The 17,978-nt window shown below is 33.7% G+C and carries 16 protein-coding genes; 3 read left to right on the top strand and 13 right to left on the bottom strand.

Features of this window, described 5'->3' with window-relative positions:
* Nucleotides 1-68 precede the first annotated feature (68 nt).
* Nucleotides 69-425, top strand: coding sequence for an MmcQ/YjbR family DNA-binding protein (locus NSQ92_RS02735; RefSeq protein WP_095258727.1), 357 nt, complete (start codon nt 69-71; stop codon nt 423-425).
* Nucleotides 426-653: 228 nt separating this feature from the next.
* Here the strand turns inward: NSQ92_RS02735 and NSQ92_RS02730 are convergent, their stop codons facing one another.
* The 10 genes from NSQ92_RS02730 to NSQ92_RS02685 form a co-directional block, all read right to left on the bottom strand.
* Nucleotides 654-1,502: a PRD domain-containing protein gene (locus NSQ92_RS02730; RefSeq protein WP_095258726.1), complete on the bottom strand. Its 849-nt coding sequence runs from the start codon at nt 1,500-1,502 to the stop codon at nt 654-656.
* A 203-nt stretch (nt 1,503-1,705) separates the two neighbouring features.
* Nucleotides 1,706-3,157: a glycoside hydrolase family 1 protein gene (locus tag NSQ92_RS02725; protein WP_445669256.1), complete on the bottom strand. Its 1,452-nt coding sequence runs from the start codon at nt 3,155-3,157 to the stop codon at nt 1,706-1,708.
* Nucleotides 3,158-3,167: 10 nt separating this feature from the next.
* Entirely contained in the window at nt 3,168-5,033 is a 1,866-nt protein-coding gene (locus NSQ92_RS02720) for a beta-glucoside-specific PTS transporter subunit IIABC (protein ID WP_341152356.1), read from the bottom strand.
* Nucleotides 5,034-5,326: 293 nt separating this feature from the next.
* Entirely contained in the window at nt 5,327-6,229 is a 903-nt protein-coding gene (locus tag NSQ92_RS02715) for an EamA family transporter (RefSeq protein ID WP_144581503.1), read from the bottom strand.
* Between the two features lie 35 nt (nt 6,230-6,264).
* Nucleotides 6,265-7,089 (bottom strand): AraC family transcriptional regulator, encoded by an 825-nt coding sequence (locus tag NSQ92_RS02710; RefSeq protein ID WP_341152355.1) that lies wholly within the window; start codon nt 7,087-7,089, stop codon nt 6,265-6,267.
* A gap of 269 nt (nt 7,090-7,358) precedes the next feature.
* Nucleotides 7,359-7,685, bottom strand: a complete 327-nt coding sequence (locus NSQ92_RS02705) for an antibiotic biosynthesis monooxygenase family protein (RefSeq protein WP_095320185.1) — start codon at nt 7,683-7,685, stop codon at nt 7,359-7,361.
* 69 nt (nt 7,686-7,754) lie between these two features.
* Nucleotides 7,755-8,306: a hypothetical protein gene (locus tag NSQ92_RS02700; RefSeq protein WP_144581483.1), complete on the bottom strand. Its 552-nt coding sequence runs from the start codon at nt 8,304-8,306 to the stop codon at nt 7,755-7,757.
* A 339-nt stretch (nt 8,307-8,645) separates the two neighbouring features.
* On the bottom strand, nt 8,646-9,791 hold the full coding sequence (locus NSQ92_RS02695) for an aspartyl protease family protein (RefSeq protein ID WP_341152354.1): 1,146 nt from the start codon (nt 9,789-9,791) through the stop codon (nt 8,646-8,648).
* A 350-nt stretch (nt 9,792-10,141) separates the two neighbouring features.
* A complete protein-coding gene (locus NSQ92_RS02690; protein ID WP_123259047.1) occupies nt 10,142-10,555 on the bottom strand; it encodes a YjdF family protein in 414 nt (137 codons plus the stop codon).
* Between the two features lie 264 nt (nt 10,556-10,819).
* On the bottom strand, nt 10,820-11,377 hold the full coding sequence (locus NSQ92_RS02685; protein ID WP_144581481.1) for an isochorismatase family protein: 558 nt from the start codon (nt 11,375-11,377) through the stop codon (nt 10,820-10,822).
* Between the two features lie 357 nt (nt 11,378-11,734).
* On the opposite strand from NSQ92_RS02685, the gene NSQ92_RS02680 reads away from it, so the two are divergent.
* Both NSQ92_RS02680 and NSQ92_RS02675 read left to right on the top strand, forming a co-directional pair.
* A complete protein-coding gene (locus NSQ92_RS02680) occupies nt 11,735-12,991 on the top strand; it encodes an MDR family MFS transporter (RefSeq protein WP_341152353.1) in 1,257 nt (418 codons plus the stop codon).
* Nucleotides 12,992-13,127: 136 nt separating this feature from the next.
* On the top strand, nt 13,128-13,439 hold the full coding sequence (locus tag NSQ92_RS02675) for a hypothetical protein (RefSeq protein WP_341152352.1): 312 nt from the start codon (nt 13,128-13,130) through the stop codon (nt 13,437-13,439).
* 219 nt (nt 13,440-13,658) lie between these two features.
* On the opposite strand, the gene NSQ92_RS02670 is transcribed toward NSQ92_RS02675, so the two are convergent.
* Genes NSQ92_RS02670 through NSQ92_RS02660 form a run of 3 tightly spaced genes read right to left on the bottom strand, consistent with a single transcriptional unit; the run spans nt 13,659 to nt 17,597 of the window.
* Nucleotides 13,659-14,933 (bottom strand): MFS transporter, encoded by a 1,275-nt coding sequence (locus tag NSQ92_RS02670; RefSeq protein WP_144581480.1) that lies wholly within the window; start codon nt 14,931-14,933, stop codon nt 13,659-13,661.
* The gene (locus NSQ92_RS02665) at nt 14,923-15,864 is read right to left on the bottom strand and encodes an ROK family protein (RefSeq protein WP_341152351.1); all 942 of its coding nucleotides are present in this window, start codon (nt 15,862-15,864) and stop codon (nt 14,923-14,925) included. The genes NSQ92_RS02670 and NSQ92_RS02665 overlap by 11 nt, the downstream gene beginning before the upstream one ends.
* Nucleotides 15,865-15,908: 44 nt before the next feature.
* A complete protein-coding gene (locus tag NSQ92_RS02660; RefSeq protein WP_341152350.1) occupies nt 15,909-17,597 on the bottom strand; it encodes a CocE/NonD family hydrolase in 1,689 nt (562 codons plus the stop codon).
* Nucleotides 17,598-17,978: the final 381 nt, after the last annotated feature.

The following is a 17,978-nucleotide window of genomic DNA, read 5'->3' as shown; positions in this document are numbered from 1 at the left end:
GAAAATAAATACGGTGAATTTGCTATCCATAATCTAATAAAAGAGGATAAAGAAAGGAACGAAACTTTATGACAACAAGAAAAGAAATTTTTTCTTATGCAAAAGAAAAGTATGGTACAAATCCAGAGTATCCATGGAAAAAATTCCAAAACTATGCTGTGTTAAGACATGATAATCAGGGTAAATGGTATGGTTTAATGATGAATGTTCCTAAAAACAAACTAGGATTATCAGGAGAAGAAGTAGTAGATGTCTTAAATGTAAAATGTGAACCTGAATTAAAAAATCAACTTCGGAAAGAAGAGGGTATCTTGCCGGCATACCATATGAATAAGGAACACTGGATTTCTATCGTACTTGACAGCCCATACCCTAAAGATGATATCTATAATTTACTTGATACTAGTTATCATTTAACAAAATAAAATGTGTTTACTACAACCTTAAAAGGTTACAAAGAGATAATTTACATTATAATGAATCCGTATATGAATCTACAGTTTTCTCTAGTTAATAACCTCTATATTTTTAGTTTTCTCAATTTGTAGTATCATTAATAAAGGACCCTTCTTTTAAAAAGGAAGAGTCCTTTATATATATTATAATCCCTCGTCTATCTATTAAGCAGGACGAGGAGGCAACCTCGCCTTTTGTTATTTAAGCTGATTATATGAAATTAATCTGTGGATATGGACAGCAAGATATGCTAATTCCTCATTAGGAATGGTTGTATCATACACTTGTTTGATATATTCCTTAATTTTAAATGCACCATCCATAGCCTGAGGATACAGGCTGGCAATCTGGTCAAAAAGCACATTATCTTTGTCTTCAAGCATGCTATCACTATAGAAACGTTCTACAAAAAATTTAACATGGGTTATAAACCGAATATAATGTACATTTTTCTCATCACTATTGATGTTCAACGTATAGCGAACAAGGTTAACGATGCTCCCAATCATTCTGGCTGTCTTCATTGCATCTTTGGATTCTTGTTTTTCTCCTTGGGCATTTACTAAATGGAATGCTATATTTGCTGCTTCTTCAATTGGCATCTCTATATTTAGCTTTTCATTCAACAACTTTAATGCGTGAACTCCTATTTCGAATTCTTCTGTATAATAATTTTTAATTTCCCAATATACACGATTGGTGATATTGATATTCTTTTTATATCGTTCCACAGCAAAATGCAAATGATCCATTAATGTAAAGTAAATACCCGTATTGAGCTTCGTATTCAATTTACGCTCTGCATAATTGACTATTTGCTGAGTCAGTTCAATAAATATAGATGGCATCGCATCTAATAAACTTAGAAACTCCTTCACTTTAACATTTTCAACCGGTATAAACATTTGATCAGCTTTGTTTTCTTCAATCACACTACCAACTTTTTTTCCATAACCGATTCCACTGCCTAAAAGAATATATTCTTTCTTTTGCGCATTTTCTACTAATACTACGCTTGAATTTAGGACTTTTTTTATTTTTATCACCTTAGTCACCTTCCATTAGTAAGTTTGATTCATTAATCCAATTGTCTTCCATTACTTTCAATCCCCTTTAGATATTTAAGTTTTTTGACCATTTAAGAAGTGAGCGCGATGATTAGTTGTTGATCTGCTTGTATTCTCAAATGCTTTATAGAATAACTCCCTCTTTCCACATAAAGGGTCTGCATATGCAGACCCTGACTTGCTTATATGTTTGTACCGTTAGTTTCAATGACTTGTTTATACCAATCAAAAGATTTTTTCTTGATCCGTTTCATTGTTCCAGTTCCATCATCTTGTTTATCTACATATATAAATCCATATCTCTTCTTCATTTCTCCTGTACCAAGTGAAACGGAATCAATACAAGCCCAGCTATTGTAAGCAATAAGAGGAACTCCTTCATCAATTGCTTGTTTCATTTCTTTTAAGTGGCTTTTGAAGTAATCAATTCGATAGTCGTCATGAATCTCTCCATTTTCATCCAATTCATCTGATGCTCCCAGTCCATTCTCTACAATCATTAATGGAACTTGATATCTATCATTCAAAGTATGGAGTGTGTAGCGCAACCCAATTGGATCTATCTGCCACTTCCATTCACTTTCAACTAAGTAAGGATTTTTTACCCCACCAAGGAGATTTCCACCTGTTTGTTCTTGATTTGGATCAGCACTAACGCAGACAGACATATAGTAACTAAATGAACAATAATCTACCGTATTTTCTTTTAATAATTCGTCATCCCCAGCTTCCTTTTGAATGACAATTCCTTCTTGTTTAAAGTAGTGATCTGCATAAGATGGGTAATATCCTCTATGCAGTATATCTGCGCAATAATAAACTTTCATCTGCATTTCTCTAGTTGCAAGAATAATATCTGCTGGGTTACATGTTAATGGATAAAATGTTAAGTGTGTAATCATAGAACCAAATTGGAAATCGGGATTTATATCTCTTCCCTTCTTCACAGCAAGAGCATTTGCGACAAATTGATGATGTAATGCTTGGAAGCGCAGTTGAGCGTTATCCTTTGTCAAATTAATTAGCGCTCCAGTCTCATCATAAATTATTCCGCCTGCTTGATATGCCTTTTGGGCAAGGGTTAAACAATTGATTTCGTTAAATGGAATCCAATACTTCACGACATTTTTATAACGTTTGAATAATACTTCTGCGTAGCGAAGATAATGATCAATCATTTCTCTGCTTGCCCAGCCATTTATGGTTTTAGATAAATGGAAAGGAAATTCATAATGGGCAATAGTTACAAGTGGTTCTATCCCATATTTCTGTAATTCTTCAAATACACTATCATAAAATTTCAGCCCAGCTTCATTCGGCTCTAACTCATCTCCATTAGGAAAAATTCTTGTCCAATTTATTGACAAGCGGAACATTTTCAATCCAAGTTCAGCCAGCAATTTAATATCTTCCTTATAATGATGGTAGAAATCAATTGCTTCATGTGTTGGATATCGTTCACTAGGATCTAGTTCTAGTGTTATTCGTCTCTTTTGGTGAAGCGACCCACCTGTATACATATCTAGAGTGCTTATACCTTTACCATCCTCTCTCCAAGCGCCTTCAATTTGATTTGCGGCTGTTGCTCCACCCCAATAAAATCCCTCTGGAAAACCTTTATTCATCATAACCATCTCCTCATTTTTAGTTTTCTAATAACGGTGATATATACATCAATGTATCTTTGGGTTCAACCTGCTTTATATCTGCAACTTTGACGGAGTAAGCTTCCTTATTTGTAATAATGGCAACTGTGACTGGATCAAACTTTTCTCTGATTCTATCTAGATCAAATTTCAATAATAGATCTCCAGTTTTTACTTCATCTCCAACTTTAACTTGAGGTTCAAAATACTTCCCAGCTAACTCGACCGTATCAAGACCAACATGGAAAAGAATCTGAGCCCCTTTGTCAGTTGTCATTCCCAATGCATGATTCGTTTCAAAAATCATTTCGATTTTGCCATCAGCCGGGGCATATAGCTCTCCTATGGAAGGAATTACAGCGATGCCATCTCCCATAACTTTAGAAGAAAAAACATCATCATTTACATCCGATAAATCAATCATTTGTCCAATCAATGGGCTTTTAAATTCACTTTCACCTTTTAATGATTTTTTAATCCCCGTCTCTTGTTGTTCTTCTGGAGTCTTTTTATCCATTTGTTTATCTTTGCCTAATAATAAGGCAGAAACAAATGCAACTAGAAACGAAATAACCAAGCCGATAATAGCATTAATAATATTTTTTGGTAATTCGTCAGAAATAAACATTGATAAGCTTGCTAACCCTGGCCCAACAAGAACGAATGACTGTAAACCAGAAATACCAATGTAAATACCTCCTACAAAAGCACCAATCATTACACTGCCTAATACCTTTTTATTTTGGACAGTTACCCCATATAATGCAGGCTCAGTAATTCCAAAAAGAGCGGAGATCCCTGCAGAAATAGCTGTTGATTTCAATATTTTATCTTTTGTTCGTAATGCAACTGCAAAACAAGCTCCGCTCTCTGCAATATTGTGTGCAAGAGAAGCTGGTAAATAAAGGAGCTCTTTTCCAAGTTCACTCATAGTTGTAACCGCATAAGGGACCATTGCTTTATGCATACCTGTTGCAACCATAAACGGCAATACAGCTGCCAATAGTGCTACTGCAATCCAGCCTACTTTATCAAAAATAAAAAGAATGACTGCAGACACCCCTTGTCCGAATGTAAAACCAATTGGTCCCAAAACTAATAATGCAATTGGAACAGTAATTAAGAGTGACATCATCGGAACAAAAAAGATTCTAATTGGTTTTGGAGAAATCTTTGTAAATAGCTTTTCTATCTGTGCATAAAAAAGAACCGTTAAAATTGCTGGAAAAACTTGATAAGTGTATGCAATATTCTCTATATTAAAACTGAAAAGCTGCGCTCCTTCTCCAATCATGGCTGCCATATTTGGCAGTACCAGCGCTCCTACTGCTGAAAGAGCAACAAGCGTATTAACTTTCAGCTTATTAGCAGTTGTAACTGCTACCAGTAAAGGAAGAAAATATAACGGTGCGTCTCCTATCATGTTAAAAATTTGATAGGTCTGTCCTGTCGAATCCATTAACCCCGTAACCGATAATAACAATAAAACCGACTTTAGGATTCCGCCGCCAGCTATTGCTGGAACTAGTGGCTGAAACACACCCACGATAAAGTCTAATATAACGCTTCCAATTTTTTGCTTTTGTTTTGGTTTACTAGCAGTACTTGTAGATTCCATATTTTTTCCTAAGAGTTTCATAACCTCATCATATACTTCTACTACTTCATTTCCAATGACAACCTGGCATTGCACGTTCATTTTTACAGCCATTACACCTGGAATGCTTTTTAATTTTTCTACATTTACTTTGCTATTATCATTTAAAGTAAACCGTAATCGTGATGAACAATGCTCAAAATGGGAAACGTTTTCATTTCCACCGACATTCTCTAACACTAAAGCAGCTGTCTGTTTGTAATCCATCCTTCATTCCTCCTTTTTTCAAATGATGAATGTAACTGGTTTAAAACACAAAAAGGCAGGACCTAAAATGACAAATAAAAAATATTCGTCATTTATAGATCCTGCCTGCATTACCAGTCACATGTCTAATTATATTTATTAGATTTGTCTACATTATATAATCCCATTTGAAAAGAGTCAATCTTTTTTAAAATTTAAGAGTTCGTTTTCTAGAATAATAGCTTACAGTCTCATTTTATAAAGAGCCTCTCTTATAAATAAGCAATCTATCTCACTTGCTACAGTATATCCATCTAATAACTACTTACCAAATCCTTTTTTTTCTTAGTAATTATTTTAGTTTCGGAAACGAAAAGGCCAGTTAGAGTCAGCAAGGTGCCAAGAGCTGCCATCCAAGTTAGAGGTTCCTTTAAGACTATCATCGCCGTGATAACAGTAATTACGGGAACAAGATAGATATATACACTTGCTTTAATTGCCCCTAATTTTTTAATGGCTAAATTCCAAGAAACAAAACAAAGTGCCGATGCGCCTAACCCTAGAAAAATGATGTTAAATAAGTAGATCGGCTGGGCAAAACGTTCGATTCCTAGTTTAAAGTCAAACAAATATAAAGCAGGGATCATAAATAAAATACCGTATAAAAAAATCCGCCTTGTGGCTTGAATCGTATTATATCCATAACTACTAATTTTCTTCGTAATAACAGAATAGATAGCCCATATAAGAGTTGCTGCAACAGCAAGTAAATCACCTAATGGATTTACTTTAAAATTGGCAGTGCCATTAAAGCTGATGAGAAAAATTCCTATTAAAGCTAGAATAAAACCAATGAAGAAATTTAATCGCAAGGGTTCACTTTTCAAATAATAATAAGTGAGAATAGCAGTGAAAAATGGCACCATCGCACTTATTACTCCTACATTAGAGGCAGTAGTAAAGGTCAAGGCAATATTTTCTAAGAGGTAATAAAGTGTTACCCCGCATAACCCCGCAAGTAAAAATAAATAATGATGCTTTCTATTTTTCATTTTTAGTCGATATGGATAAATGATGCTCAAGGCTACAATTCCAATAACAAAACGAAAAAATAATACCTCAATGGGAGTAAAATCAGTTAATAATATTTTTGTAGATATGTATGTTGTCCCCCAAATCAATATCGTGATCATTGCTGAAATATGTCCAAACTTCATCTTGTTCGCCACTCTTTCCTTCTAGTTGAAACGATTTAATTTACACTAACTATATATATATTTCGGTATTGTCCAGGCGTTAATCCAATAAAGTCCATAAAATAATGGCTGAAATGGCTTTGATCCACAAAACCAGTCTGAGCAGCTACATCGGTTGGTTTCATCCCTTGTTCTAATAGCTTCTTTGCTTTATTGATACGCACTGTCTGTAAATACCGATAAGGTGTAATTCCGCGAATTCGCGCAAATGAACGTAATAAGGTGTATTTATTCATATTGCATACCGCCACCAAATCATCAAGAGAAATCGAATCAACATAGTGCCTTTCAATAAATTCACAAACTTTTGATATTTCCTTGGCCATCTTATCCAATTTAATGTTTTTCTCTATTGCACTATATTCTTCAATCAATTGTTCCATTAAGAAATAAAAAGTTTCTTCTTTCTCCAGATCTCCTAACTCAGCCATGATCATTTGATGCAGCCGCTGTAATAATTCTGCATGTTCACTACGGAAGGCGACTGGACCTTTAAAGGAAGGCAGATAGTCTTTACCAGTGATTTCTTCAACTACTTTTCGCATTACTTCTGGCGTAATATTTAAACAACGATAATCTAAGGGCTCATCATCCATTTGTTCACAAGCATGATTATCAAAAGGATTAAAAAAGATAAGATCTCCACTATTAATAACATAATCTTTATTTCTGCATGTCAATTTTCTTTGACCACTCTCGATAAAGCCAATAACATAATATTCATGAAAGTGATTGGGAAATCTTTGCATAATCCCGTGAAAACGATAGGCCTCAATTTGCAAATCTTCATCATAACAAATTTTTCTTTCTTCCCTTCTCATCTGATACTGTTCCCCCTTGTCTTCTGTTTAAATAGCTTAGCATATTTTTATTAGTTGTTCTTGTAGGATATTGACTAAAAAAGCTTTAAGCAAATAAAAAAAGCGTCAAAACCATTTATCCTGGTAATAGACGCTGCTATCAAAAAAGTTACCTCACTTTTTCCATAGCTTAGTTCAAACTCATCATCAAAATTTTTGTTCCTCTAATGAAAGAATCATTTTCCGCAAACAGACGTTGCTATTAATGATTAGCTAAAAGACTAGCTTTATTACATTTCGTAAAAGTTATCTCTTTCTACTTTGCACACTCTTAGCGCAAAGCTTTGGTACCACTCTTTTTTTCCTAATTTCTGCGCAGCAAGATGGACGGAGTTTTCCTTCCAATTCTTTATTGCCTCTAAGGAATCCCAATAGGAAACAGTAATGCCCAGTCCCTCATCACGTGCACTTTCTACACCTAAGAAGCCTTTCTGCTGTGAAGCTAACTCTACCATTTTTTCTGCCATTTTTCCGTAACCTTTATCGCCTTCCGTTCGCTGCGAAGAAAAGATAACCGCATAATAAGGAGGTTTAGGAGTTTTAGCAATCCCATTCATTTTTAATTCCTCCAATACATCTCATTTTCAAAATCACTATTAATAGATGTTAATAACATCGTTTTACGTTTAGTCTGGTAAATTGCTATTTAACAATTGATTATATTCACTCCAAAACTCATCATACATGTTTTTATCAAAGTCATCAGAAATTCGTTTCTCTTTTGAAGAACGAAAGAATTCCCTTGCCTCTATCGCAAATTGACAAACTTGAAATTTATATTCGTTTCTACTAAGCTTAACCTTTAAATCGGGATAGTAGATGCTGCCTGATTGATTATCGGTACTAGTAAACTTAACAAAATCTGAAAGAAATACGTCATCCCCACAGTGCTTTACTGTCCAATGAATGGAAATAGGACAACTCGTCATCAATATTAAACCACATCCATGGAGAATTAACCCTTCATCCTCCTCGGGAGCACAAAGATAATCATTATCTAATGTTCGTAATAAAGCTAATGCCGATTCACTAATCCCCCATTCTTCATCTATTCCGGATTGAGTAATAACGGTGTCATTAACCTTTAAATATATTTCTCCATGAGAGCATAGATCCTCTTCTGAATCAGTTGATCCTAGCCAGTATTGTTTCTTGATATTGATTTTAAACTGTTTCATTGTTTAACCCCTTATAATCCATTTCTAATTTTAATCAAACTTTTAATTGCTTTTATTACTATTCTTTTTCCAATAACTTACTTATTCTATATAGTTTGGTATATTCCTTCTTCTCCCCCCATACCTTGATAGTTTGATAAGTCATCGTTGTTTTTTAGGGTGATTACTATTTAAGTACATTAGGATAATAATAAAAAACGTCTAATTCCTCATGAGTCAAGATTTTAGACGTTTATCCTGTTCTTCTATTTGTTTGAATAAGTAAGGAACTAATTGCTTACTTAAAGTAAACTTCCCCAATTCCTTATATCCTGTAATAATTTACTCCAATCTTCTCTATTAATATTTCAACTCCAATTGTCTATTAGGATAATCAATCACCAAGCTTCCATTATGAGCGATATCCATCCCAAAAACACCATCTAACTTAAAAAAAGTCGCAAGATCTGTTAACGTCTCTCTCACATTTTTTAAAGTAATAGATTGATTTTCATCTAAGTAGACAGGGAGAGTTTCGATAGTATCTATTTCTCTTTCTTTTACATCACCTAAGCCACCAGAATATTTAATGGTTTTGCCTATTTTAAGTTCATCGATTTTAGAAAGAAGCGTTTTTCCAAAATGAGACTTATTTGCACCTGTATCTAAGCCAAAATACAAAGGAACTTGGTTCTTCCCTTTTACTTTTATTATCGGGTATCCACAAAAGAAAAGATTGTTCTTTTCCCCATCTTTTTGTCGATGCTTCTGAATCAGAACTTTCTCTTTTCCATAATCGATCTCGAGGTGTAGATATTGGATGATATCCCATCCTATTATGCCGTCTATCTCCATAACTTTTGCTGAATGAGGAATTGGTATCTTTAATAAATCGCTCGCTAATACTAATGTCGACTGATTTAAGATTGTCAGATTATCAATAACAATGGTATCAATGATTGCCAAATCTGAATTGAAATTTTGGTTTGTGGAATTGCCAACTTCCAAGTCTTCGTTTTCTATAAGGGCCATGCCACATTCTTTCACTATAGAATCAGAAATAACTGTCATCCCCGCTCCTGTATCTAACCAAAAGCATTTCTTCCTTCCATTAATCATTACATCAATGGTTGGTGAACCAGATATGCTGCGTTTCATCGGAATACAGATTTTGTCATTAGAAAAGGAGAAGGTTGCCTGTTCAAACTGTCTTAAAGCTTTTGCAATGATCCGATTACTTTTATCAATGCTTTCATCTTCCAAGAGGCCTAATACCTCTAATTCTTTCCATTCAGAGTTAATGAAATAGAGCTCGAACAATATCTTGGCACAGCTACTTTGTAAGGAAGGATCATTTGACTCCATATACAGTTTTTTTAAGCAATCCATACTTAAGTCTTCTTTTCCTTCAGTCAATAACTTTAAGGCAGAGACAAACACTTTTTGTTCATCATTCATTCCTGATTCTGCAAAATCGAATTTTCTAAATTCATTGAATATTGTCATTTTTCATCCCTCCTATAAAAGCTTAAACATTCATTTTATACTAGTCAAGACTTACTATACTCATTATTCTAAATATTACATCCGATTTTTATTAATTCATCTAACATGTACTTTTCTAATGGACCGAGCAGCATAAAAAACACCGCCAAATCATTAAATCAACAAGAAAATTCTTCATAAACATTTTCCTTTCCGTAGTTATTTTGATTATTTCTGCATTATTGACATTGATATACATACTACCTAAACAAGAATGTTATGCTTCTGCTTCCTTCTTTTCCAAAACTCTTTACAGACAAATATAAATAAAAACAGACAACATTAGTTGTCTGCAAAAAATAGAAATTATGTTACCTGCCTTTATGTTTATTTTTAGCCTTTTGAACCTTACAATTTCTAATATACGTCTTTTTTTCTTCTCTTAGCTGTTTATTTTTAGCTGATTTTGCTTTCTTCCGTTGTTCATATTCAGCCTTGATGGCTTCTTGTGCTTTAGAAGAAACAGAGCATTGCTTTAATTCTTTTGAGACTTTTCTTTGAATTCTTTTAGGATTAATTTTCTTTTGTGATTTCTGACAAATAGGTATCCCTATTTGTTGATTAGATTCAATTACCCTTAATAATTTTCTGTTCACAAAATCTAATACTTCCTGATCTTTTGGTTCTTTACCGAAAATATATCGGCAGGCTTTAAGTTTATTTTCAGACACAATTTCTATAAGCCCTATATAAAATTGACCATCATAATAAATGGTTAGTTTCATTATAGGTCCCTCCTCCATTTATACTAGAACGATGGACATCCCGAGGAGGGGAAGGCTACTGACATTAAATTTTTTAATGCATTCGGACTACCAACCGAATTGTGTTTTTTCATTCCAAAATATATTATACAATAATTTACTTTTTATGTAGAGGTAATAAGATAGTTTTACTCTGTAACTGATCTTACTGAATTATTCTCCTACGTTTATGATAAAAGAATTTCTTTATTTAATACAGGAAAGCCGTTTAGTGCCGTAAGCGTATTAAAAAAACTCGTTTAGCAATTTATCTGTTGTAAGTATTGTGGCAAATTCTTCGTGCAATGTAGCTAGAGATATATTATGGATAGCAGCTGCATCATAATATGTACCATCTTGGTCCTTCATACCAAAAGCAGCTGTTGCATCTGAAATCAAATATGTATCAAAACCTAAATTACCACTCATCCTTGTCGTGGTAGATACACAATGAGGTGTCGTTAAACCAGTGATTACAACTGTTGTTACTTCATTAGCTATTAAAAAGTCTTCTAAATTTGTACCAATAAAGCTACTGTTTACTTTCTTATTTATTATTACTTCTTTATCAATGGGTGCGACGATTTCCTTTATAGCGAATCCTTCATTGTTAGGATGAAATACTGAATCAGGATTATCAGAAGTATGCTGTATATGTATTACTAACCATCCTTTTTCTCTCCAGAATTGTAGTATCTTGCTTATGTTTACTTCTGCATTAAGGTTGTTTCGCTCTCCCCATTTCTTATTATCAAATGCTTTTTGCACATCGACTATAATTAAAGCTTTTTTCTTGTCCTTCATAGATTTTTCCTCCTAGCATCCATTTCCTATCACTAGTTCAATTTTTTCTGTGATAGTTATATAAGCCTCAAACTCCATCGTGAAATAAGTTACCTAACATATCTTCCAATAGCAATTGTTAAATTAAAAAAGCTAAAGATCAGACATAATCTTTAGCTTACATATTAATTATTCATTTAACGAAACGTATGTTCTTTTTTAGGGACATCTCAAATAAGACATACTATTCTTGCTTCTCATAATATTATTATAATTCATAACTCAATATAAGTCTATATCTTTTTGGAAATATCACCTATATTATAAATACCTAGGCCTAGGCATCACATATTAGCGTTAGCCGAAAGGAAGATTACTATGGGAAAATTTATTTGGGATAAGAATTTAAAAGTTCGGCTTATTGGAGAAGGCCTTTTTAACCTGCTTTTTTGGATGTACTACCCCTTTATCACCGTTTATTTTGGCGAAATACTAGGCTTTCAGATTGCAGGTTTACTAATGGCTCTGCCACCTCTACTAAGTATAATTGGGAGCTTGTTTGGAGGAAATTTTGCTGACTCTCTGGGACGGCGGCCCGTTATGCTTCTTGGCACATTTATTCAAATGCTGATGTTTGTCATGTTTGCCCTATCTACATCACCATGGATAGATTATATTGCATTTATCGGAATTGGTTTAGGTTCTGCACTCTACCGACCTGCAAGTTCGGCAATGGTTGCAGACTTGGTGCCTGAAAGGAATCTTCGTCAGGTATTTGCGGCTTTCATGACAGTCAATAATATTGGTGCTGTACTTGGTCCGGTCATCGGAGCCATTTTCTTCTTCCACTATCGTCAAGAACTTCTTTGGACCTGTGCATTAGTTTTATTCCTATATTTATTGGCGATTTATTATATCACTTATGAAACATTACCTAACTCTAAAAAGGAACTTGATTTGACAAGCCCTCTTAAGCATTCTTTTAAAGAAAGGTGGAATGGATACACCATAATCTTTAGAGATAAAATTTTTATGGTATATGTAGTGGCAGGAGTTTTCTCTTTATTCCCAATAATGCAGCTTGACCTATATTTGCCGGTATATATCATAAATAATATACCAACTCAGCCACTCTTCACATGGAATAGTAATTCACTCCTATTATCCAGCAATGAAATTTACGGATGGCTTGTTGGCTTAAATGGCCTCTTATTTGTCTTATTTATTCTTCCTGTCACGAACTGGTTTAAGAATTGGCAAGAACGGAATATATTCATTCTTTCATCACTTTTAGCAGGAATAGGCACTTTTCTAGTAGGAATAAATAATAACATCTGGTACTTATTCTTTGTAACGGTTATCTTCACTTTTGGAGAAATTGTGCGTACACCTGTAACCCAAAGTTTTGTTAGCCACTATGCACCTGAACATGCCAGAGGTCAATACCTTGCGGCCGATAGCTTACAAAATTCTCTAGGAAAAGCAATGGCCCCGTTAACCGTCTTTCTAGCCAGTTTTACACCACCTATGGGCATCTTTAGTTTAATTGTAGTTTTTTCTATTATCGGTGTACTATTATACATTAAATTATTCCGTATGTACTCTCCCAAACTAAAGATAATGGATGAAGATTAAGCATAGGATTAGGCGTAGTTGCCAATTACGCCTTTCTCTCCGTAATCATATAAACTTAAACGATTTATCAGGACCATCGCTATACATAAATGACGAGATTTTCTTACAAATCGGCTTGACAACTTTCAAGGGAATAGTGCAGACACAATGGCATTATTTAATGTCCATATCAGTAATGTCCTATTGCCCGTTTTATTATTATTTTTCTGCTTTCAACGCTATTTTATCGAAGGTTCCAATATTTCTTCTAGTAGAAAAGGATAAAAGTGAAGTACCACCCGTTCTTATGGGTGGTACTTACTCGAGTGGATTTCCTCTCTCTTTCTATGCTTTTACCCTTGTTCTAGGTTTCCCTGTAATCAGTTTACCACGCTGGCTAACATGGTGTTTTTTCAAAATAGATGTATTTATTTATCGTTATAATGAAAAACTAATTCAAGAGTATTAACATGTTAATTTAAACGGGGCACTTCCTGTAAAAAGGACTTGCGCTTTATTTGAGATATCTACTAAAAAATCGCCCGCAGAACTCATGTAAAAGTATCAAGATCACTTTTTATGCCCATAATGAACTAATTTTAACTAGGGAAAACCATTAGATCTTATTATGGTTGTTTTCACTTCCTCTAGTTTCACTAGGTCAGTTTAATATCCTAGTAAACTGACTTCAAACCAGTTTTTCTTCTCTAATTTCATTTGTATCAGAATTAATCTTTTTTTTATGAGCATATGCAGTTAAAATGCATAAGGCGGCAATTAAATAAAATACAAGATTTGTACTTATTGGAAGGTGATAACTTCCCAATTTATCAAAAAATACTCCTCCTAGAGTTGCTGATATTGCAGAAGCAAATGAACCTACCATTGCTATGATAGAATAAATTTGACTATATTCTTTAGCTCCAAATGTTTTTCTTACAAAATAAGGGATGGCTACTAAAGAAATACCTTGACCTAAACCTAATAAAAATCCACTACCAACTAGTGATACTTCACTGGAAAACCAAATAAGTCCTCCCCATCCTACAATACCAAATATCGCATATAAACTAATTACCAAATTCGCATGGAAAATATCTAATAAAATCCCTATTAAAAATTTACCAGCAGCTGCTCCTAGCATTATTGCTGATACAACACTGGCACCTACAGTTAGATTAAAACCTTCATTTACTATATGGCCAGAAACATGTTGTACAATCCCGCCAACCATCGACAATGAAAACATGGTGATTAAATAAAAATAAAAGGATGAAGTACGATAAGCCTCTTTTGCAGTTATTCCAAGTACTACCTCTTCTACGACCTTTTTATTATCAAGAGTGTTACGTTCTCTTCCATAAGGGAGTTCACCCTTTTCCGCATTTGGAGCACTACGAAAAACAAATAAAGTAAATGGTAAAATACAAACTAAAATTAAAATGCCTGAAACAATTGTAGCCGTTCTCCAACCATTATTGATTATAATACTGCTAATCATTGGATTAAAAAATGCTCCACCTAAGCCAGAAACTCCTAATGCTACTCCCATTACAAGTCCTAATTTCTTTTCAAACCAATTTCCTAGCAGCACAGGTATCGCAACTACTAAAGCGAATGCTTGTGCAATTCCAATTAATGTCCACACAATCAAAAAGGGAACTATAGATGTAAAAAATGCAAATAGTATAAATCCGCCACCAAACATTAATATACACAGAGTTAATAGTAACTGGGTATTAACTTTCGACATAATTCTACCAGAGAATATTAAAGTGACGGCACAGGCAATTGCTTGTAAAGTTAATGTTAATGATAATTCTGTCTTATTCAGACCTAGTTCTTCAGTAAGTGGAGCAAAATACAAGCCATGTGTATTTACTACTAAACCAAAACCTACAAATGACATCAAGCAACAGCCAATAAAAATAATCCATGGATTGGCAAATGTTTTAGTTTTCATTTTGTTCACTTCCTAATTTATTTTTATTGTCTATATCTAACAGTAAACGATACAGTGCGCCATATAAGTTGGCATCATTATGGAATGCACTGTTACATATTTCCGGACGAGTTAATGTTTGTTTTGCCAATGGTATCTCATCCAAAATTTGATCATATTGAGAGTTAATTTGGTCAACAACTAAAGTTTGTTCACTAATTCCCCCACAAATGACAAAACGTTTTAGATCTATAACGGACTGAATATTAAAAATTAAAACAGCTATATTTCGACAATAATCATTAAATATCTTGCATGCCACTGGATTTCCTGCTTTAATTGCCTCAAAAACAGCAGGCCCATCATCAATATTTTTCAATTGGAGTTCCCTGGCAATTGACTGTATCATGCGGACAGCAGAACTATTATAACCAAATAACTTTTCATTTCCGGAAGCGTTATCATTTAACATAAAACTTAATTCACCAGCTTGGAAATGACTTCCTTGTATTAATTTACCATTAATAATAATCCCCCCACCAATACCAGTACCTAGCACAATTGCAGCTCCCTCAGAAACATCCTTTAATTGACCTAGCCACATTTCAGCTAAAGCTGCAGATTTCCCATCATTTTCTATACTAATAGGAACATCCTCTCTTATTTTTAATGCTTTTGTTAACTGGACACCATCTAGAAATGGTAAAGATCCACCAAAATGAATCGTTTTATTATTTTGATCAATCTTACCTGGACAACTAAAGGAAATTCCTTTAATTTGTTCTTGATACTTTTGAATAATCAATTCTATTTCAAGCTTAAAATATTCTAATCCTTGCTTAGGGGTAGGTATTTTGTTTCTTTCTATTATGGTACCTGCGCTATTTATTAAAGCGTATTTTAAATATGTACCTCCTATATCAAATGCTAAATAATTTTTTTGAAGTCTCATTACCATAACTCCATTCTTTTCATTGTTATATTTTCACACAACGCTTATTTTTCCTTAACAGTAGGTAATATCAAATGACAGCCATCAATATCACAATAAAGAGTTTGTTTTGCAATAATATTACTCTCCCCTACTGTAGACCATAGTTTTTTTGTATTAGAATGAATATGATACATTGGAAAATTCGAAGAGGAAACATCAATTCTTATTTTAGATCCCACTTGGAACTGCCATGCTATATCCCACATATCAATATCTAAAGCAACTTTTTCATATTTTTTATAGGAATTAGAATGAGTCCCATTTTTGTTAGAACAAATAGAAGTAATACCATCTGTTATATTATACGAATCACCATTAGCAAACTCCTCACACACTTTCACTGTGAATGCGGTATCTTCAGCTGAAGAACTAACTAACAATTTAACTGATATTTTTCCCATAACCGTTAGAGCTTCTCCTATTGGCTCCGACTTAAATATTAAAACATCGTTTCTGTCTTCGTAATCTTCTTGTTTAGTAAAACCATGTGGTAAATTAGTAAAACCTGGGGAAATCCATGCTAAAAGCGCACTTCCACCATTTGTCATCACAGGATTTTTAGGATCATAGTCAAATGAAACGCTTCCCTTTTTCGAAAGTTGGTCTGTTAAGCCATAATCTGCACTGAAAAATAACTTAGTTTGATGGCTTTTGGGCGGCCAGGTTTTAAGTTTTTCCCACTTTTTCATACCGATAACATATACTTCCGATTCAAGTTTTGCTTCTTCTCCTTTAAGCTGACTATCAAACCACAGAAGATGTGCATGAATATTCATAAAACCATGTTTACTACTCATTGGATACTGAAGTTTCCCTGTCGTATTACCTAAATGATCCCACGGTCCAATAATGAGTTTACTTCTGTCTTTTATCTCTTCATTTAATTGTTCATAGGCATACATGGTGCCATCTAGATGATGATCTGCCCATCCACCAGTAATAACAATAGGAATTTTAATTTTACTCGGTATTTCTTTTAAATTTTTCCAAATACTATCCTGCCAATAAGAAGAATCTTCGGAGCACTCCTTAATATAATGCTGATAAAAAGGCAGTTCCGTACCTAATAACTTTTTGTCTCGCTGATTAGCAGGTAGTATCTCCAGTGCTTTTTTATATAAATCGGCAATAGATAATTCACTCTTCACACCAGAATTTGCAAATGCCCAAGATGTATAAATATCTTCTCTAAACATTCCATTCATATAGATTTGACTAAAACGATCTACACCAAATACTTCTATAAACATTATTTTGACCTCTTTAGGTAAACAGTCCGCAACAATCCACTGTGTAAAACCTGAATACGAACGGCCAAAGGTACCAATATTTCCATTCATCCAAAGCTGTTTAGATAGCCATTCTAAACTATCAATTCCATCTTCACGTTCATTGATAAATGGTTCCCACTCACCCTCAGATTCACCTGTTCCACGACAATCTTGAATAACCAAACAATATCCATGCTCTACTAGAGGAGTATAAATAGCCTCCAACACAGTTTTATTATTTGGATAGGGATTTCTAGTAAATAAAACAGGCCATTCCTCCCCCTTATCGGGAAAATAAATAGTAGTAGCAAGCTTAACTCCATCTCTCATCGGAACAAATTCTACGACTTTATTTTTGCATGTATATCGACCTTTAGGTAAGCTCTTCTTGCTTTTATCATAAAATTCCGCCTCACTCATATTAAGAATCCTACCTCCCTCTATAATTCTCTAAGGAATTTATTAAGTACTTATGCAAATTTTTCGAATTTTAATGGTGAATTACCGAAATTATCAGCAGCAAATTCTTAGAAATTTCATGTCGTACTTGAGTTTAAGAATTTGTTTCATACTTACTTAAAAATAGTGCACAATGTTTTTTCTAAAAAAAATGTTTTTAGAACATTCAATTATACGGAATGCTATTCCATAATTAAAATAAAAAAATTTGCTTATCTTTATTGAAAAATTTTTACGATTTCTCCCCTTCCAATTATTTAAATTTAATAAGCACCTTAAAATTAATTCCATTATTTTGAATGATATACTTTATAATGGAATGAAAATCTGTTATAATTGAAA

Origin of the sequence: Niallia sp. FSL M8-0099 (assembly GCF_038006945.1) — a bacterium.
GTDB lineage: Bacteria > Bacillota > Bacilli > Bacillales > Cytobacillaceae > Niallia > Niallia circulans.
This window is presented reverse-complemented; position numbering and strand designations above follow the sequence as displayed.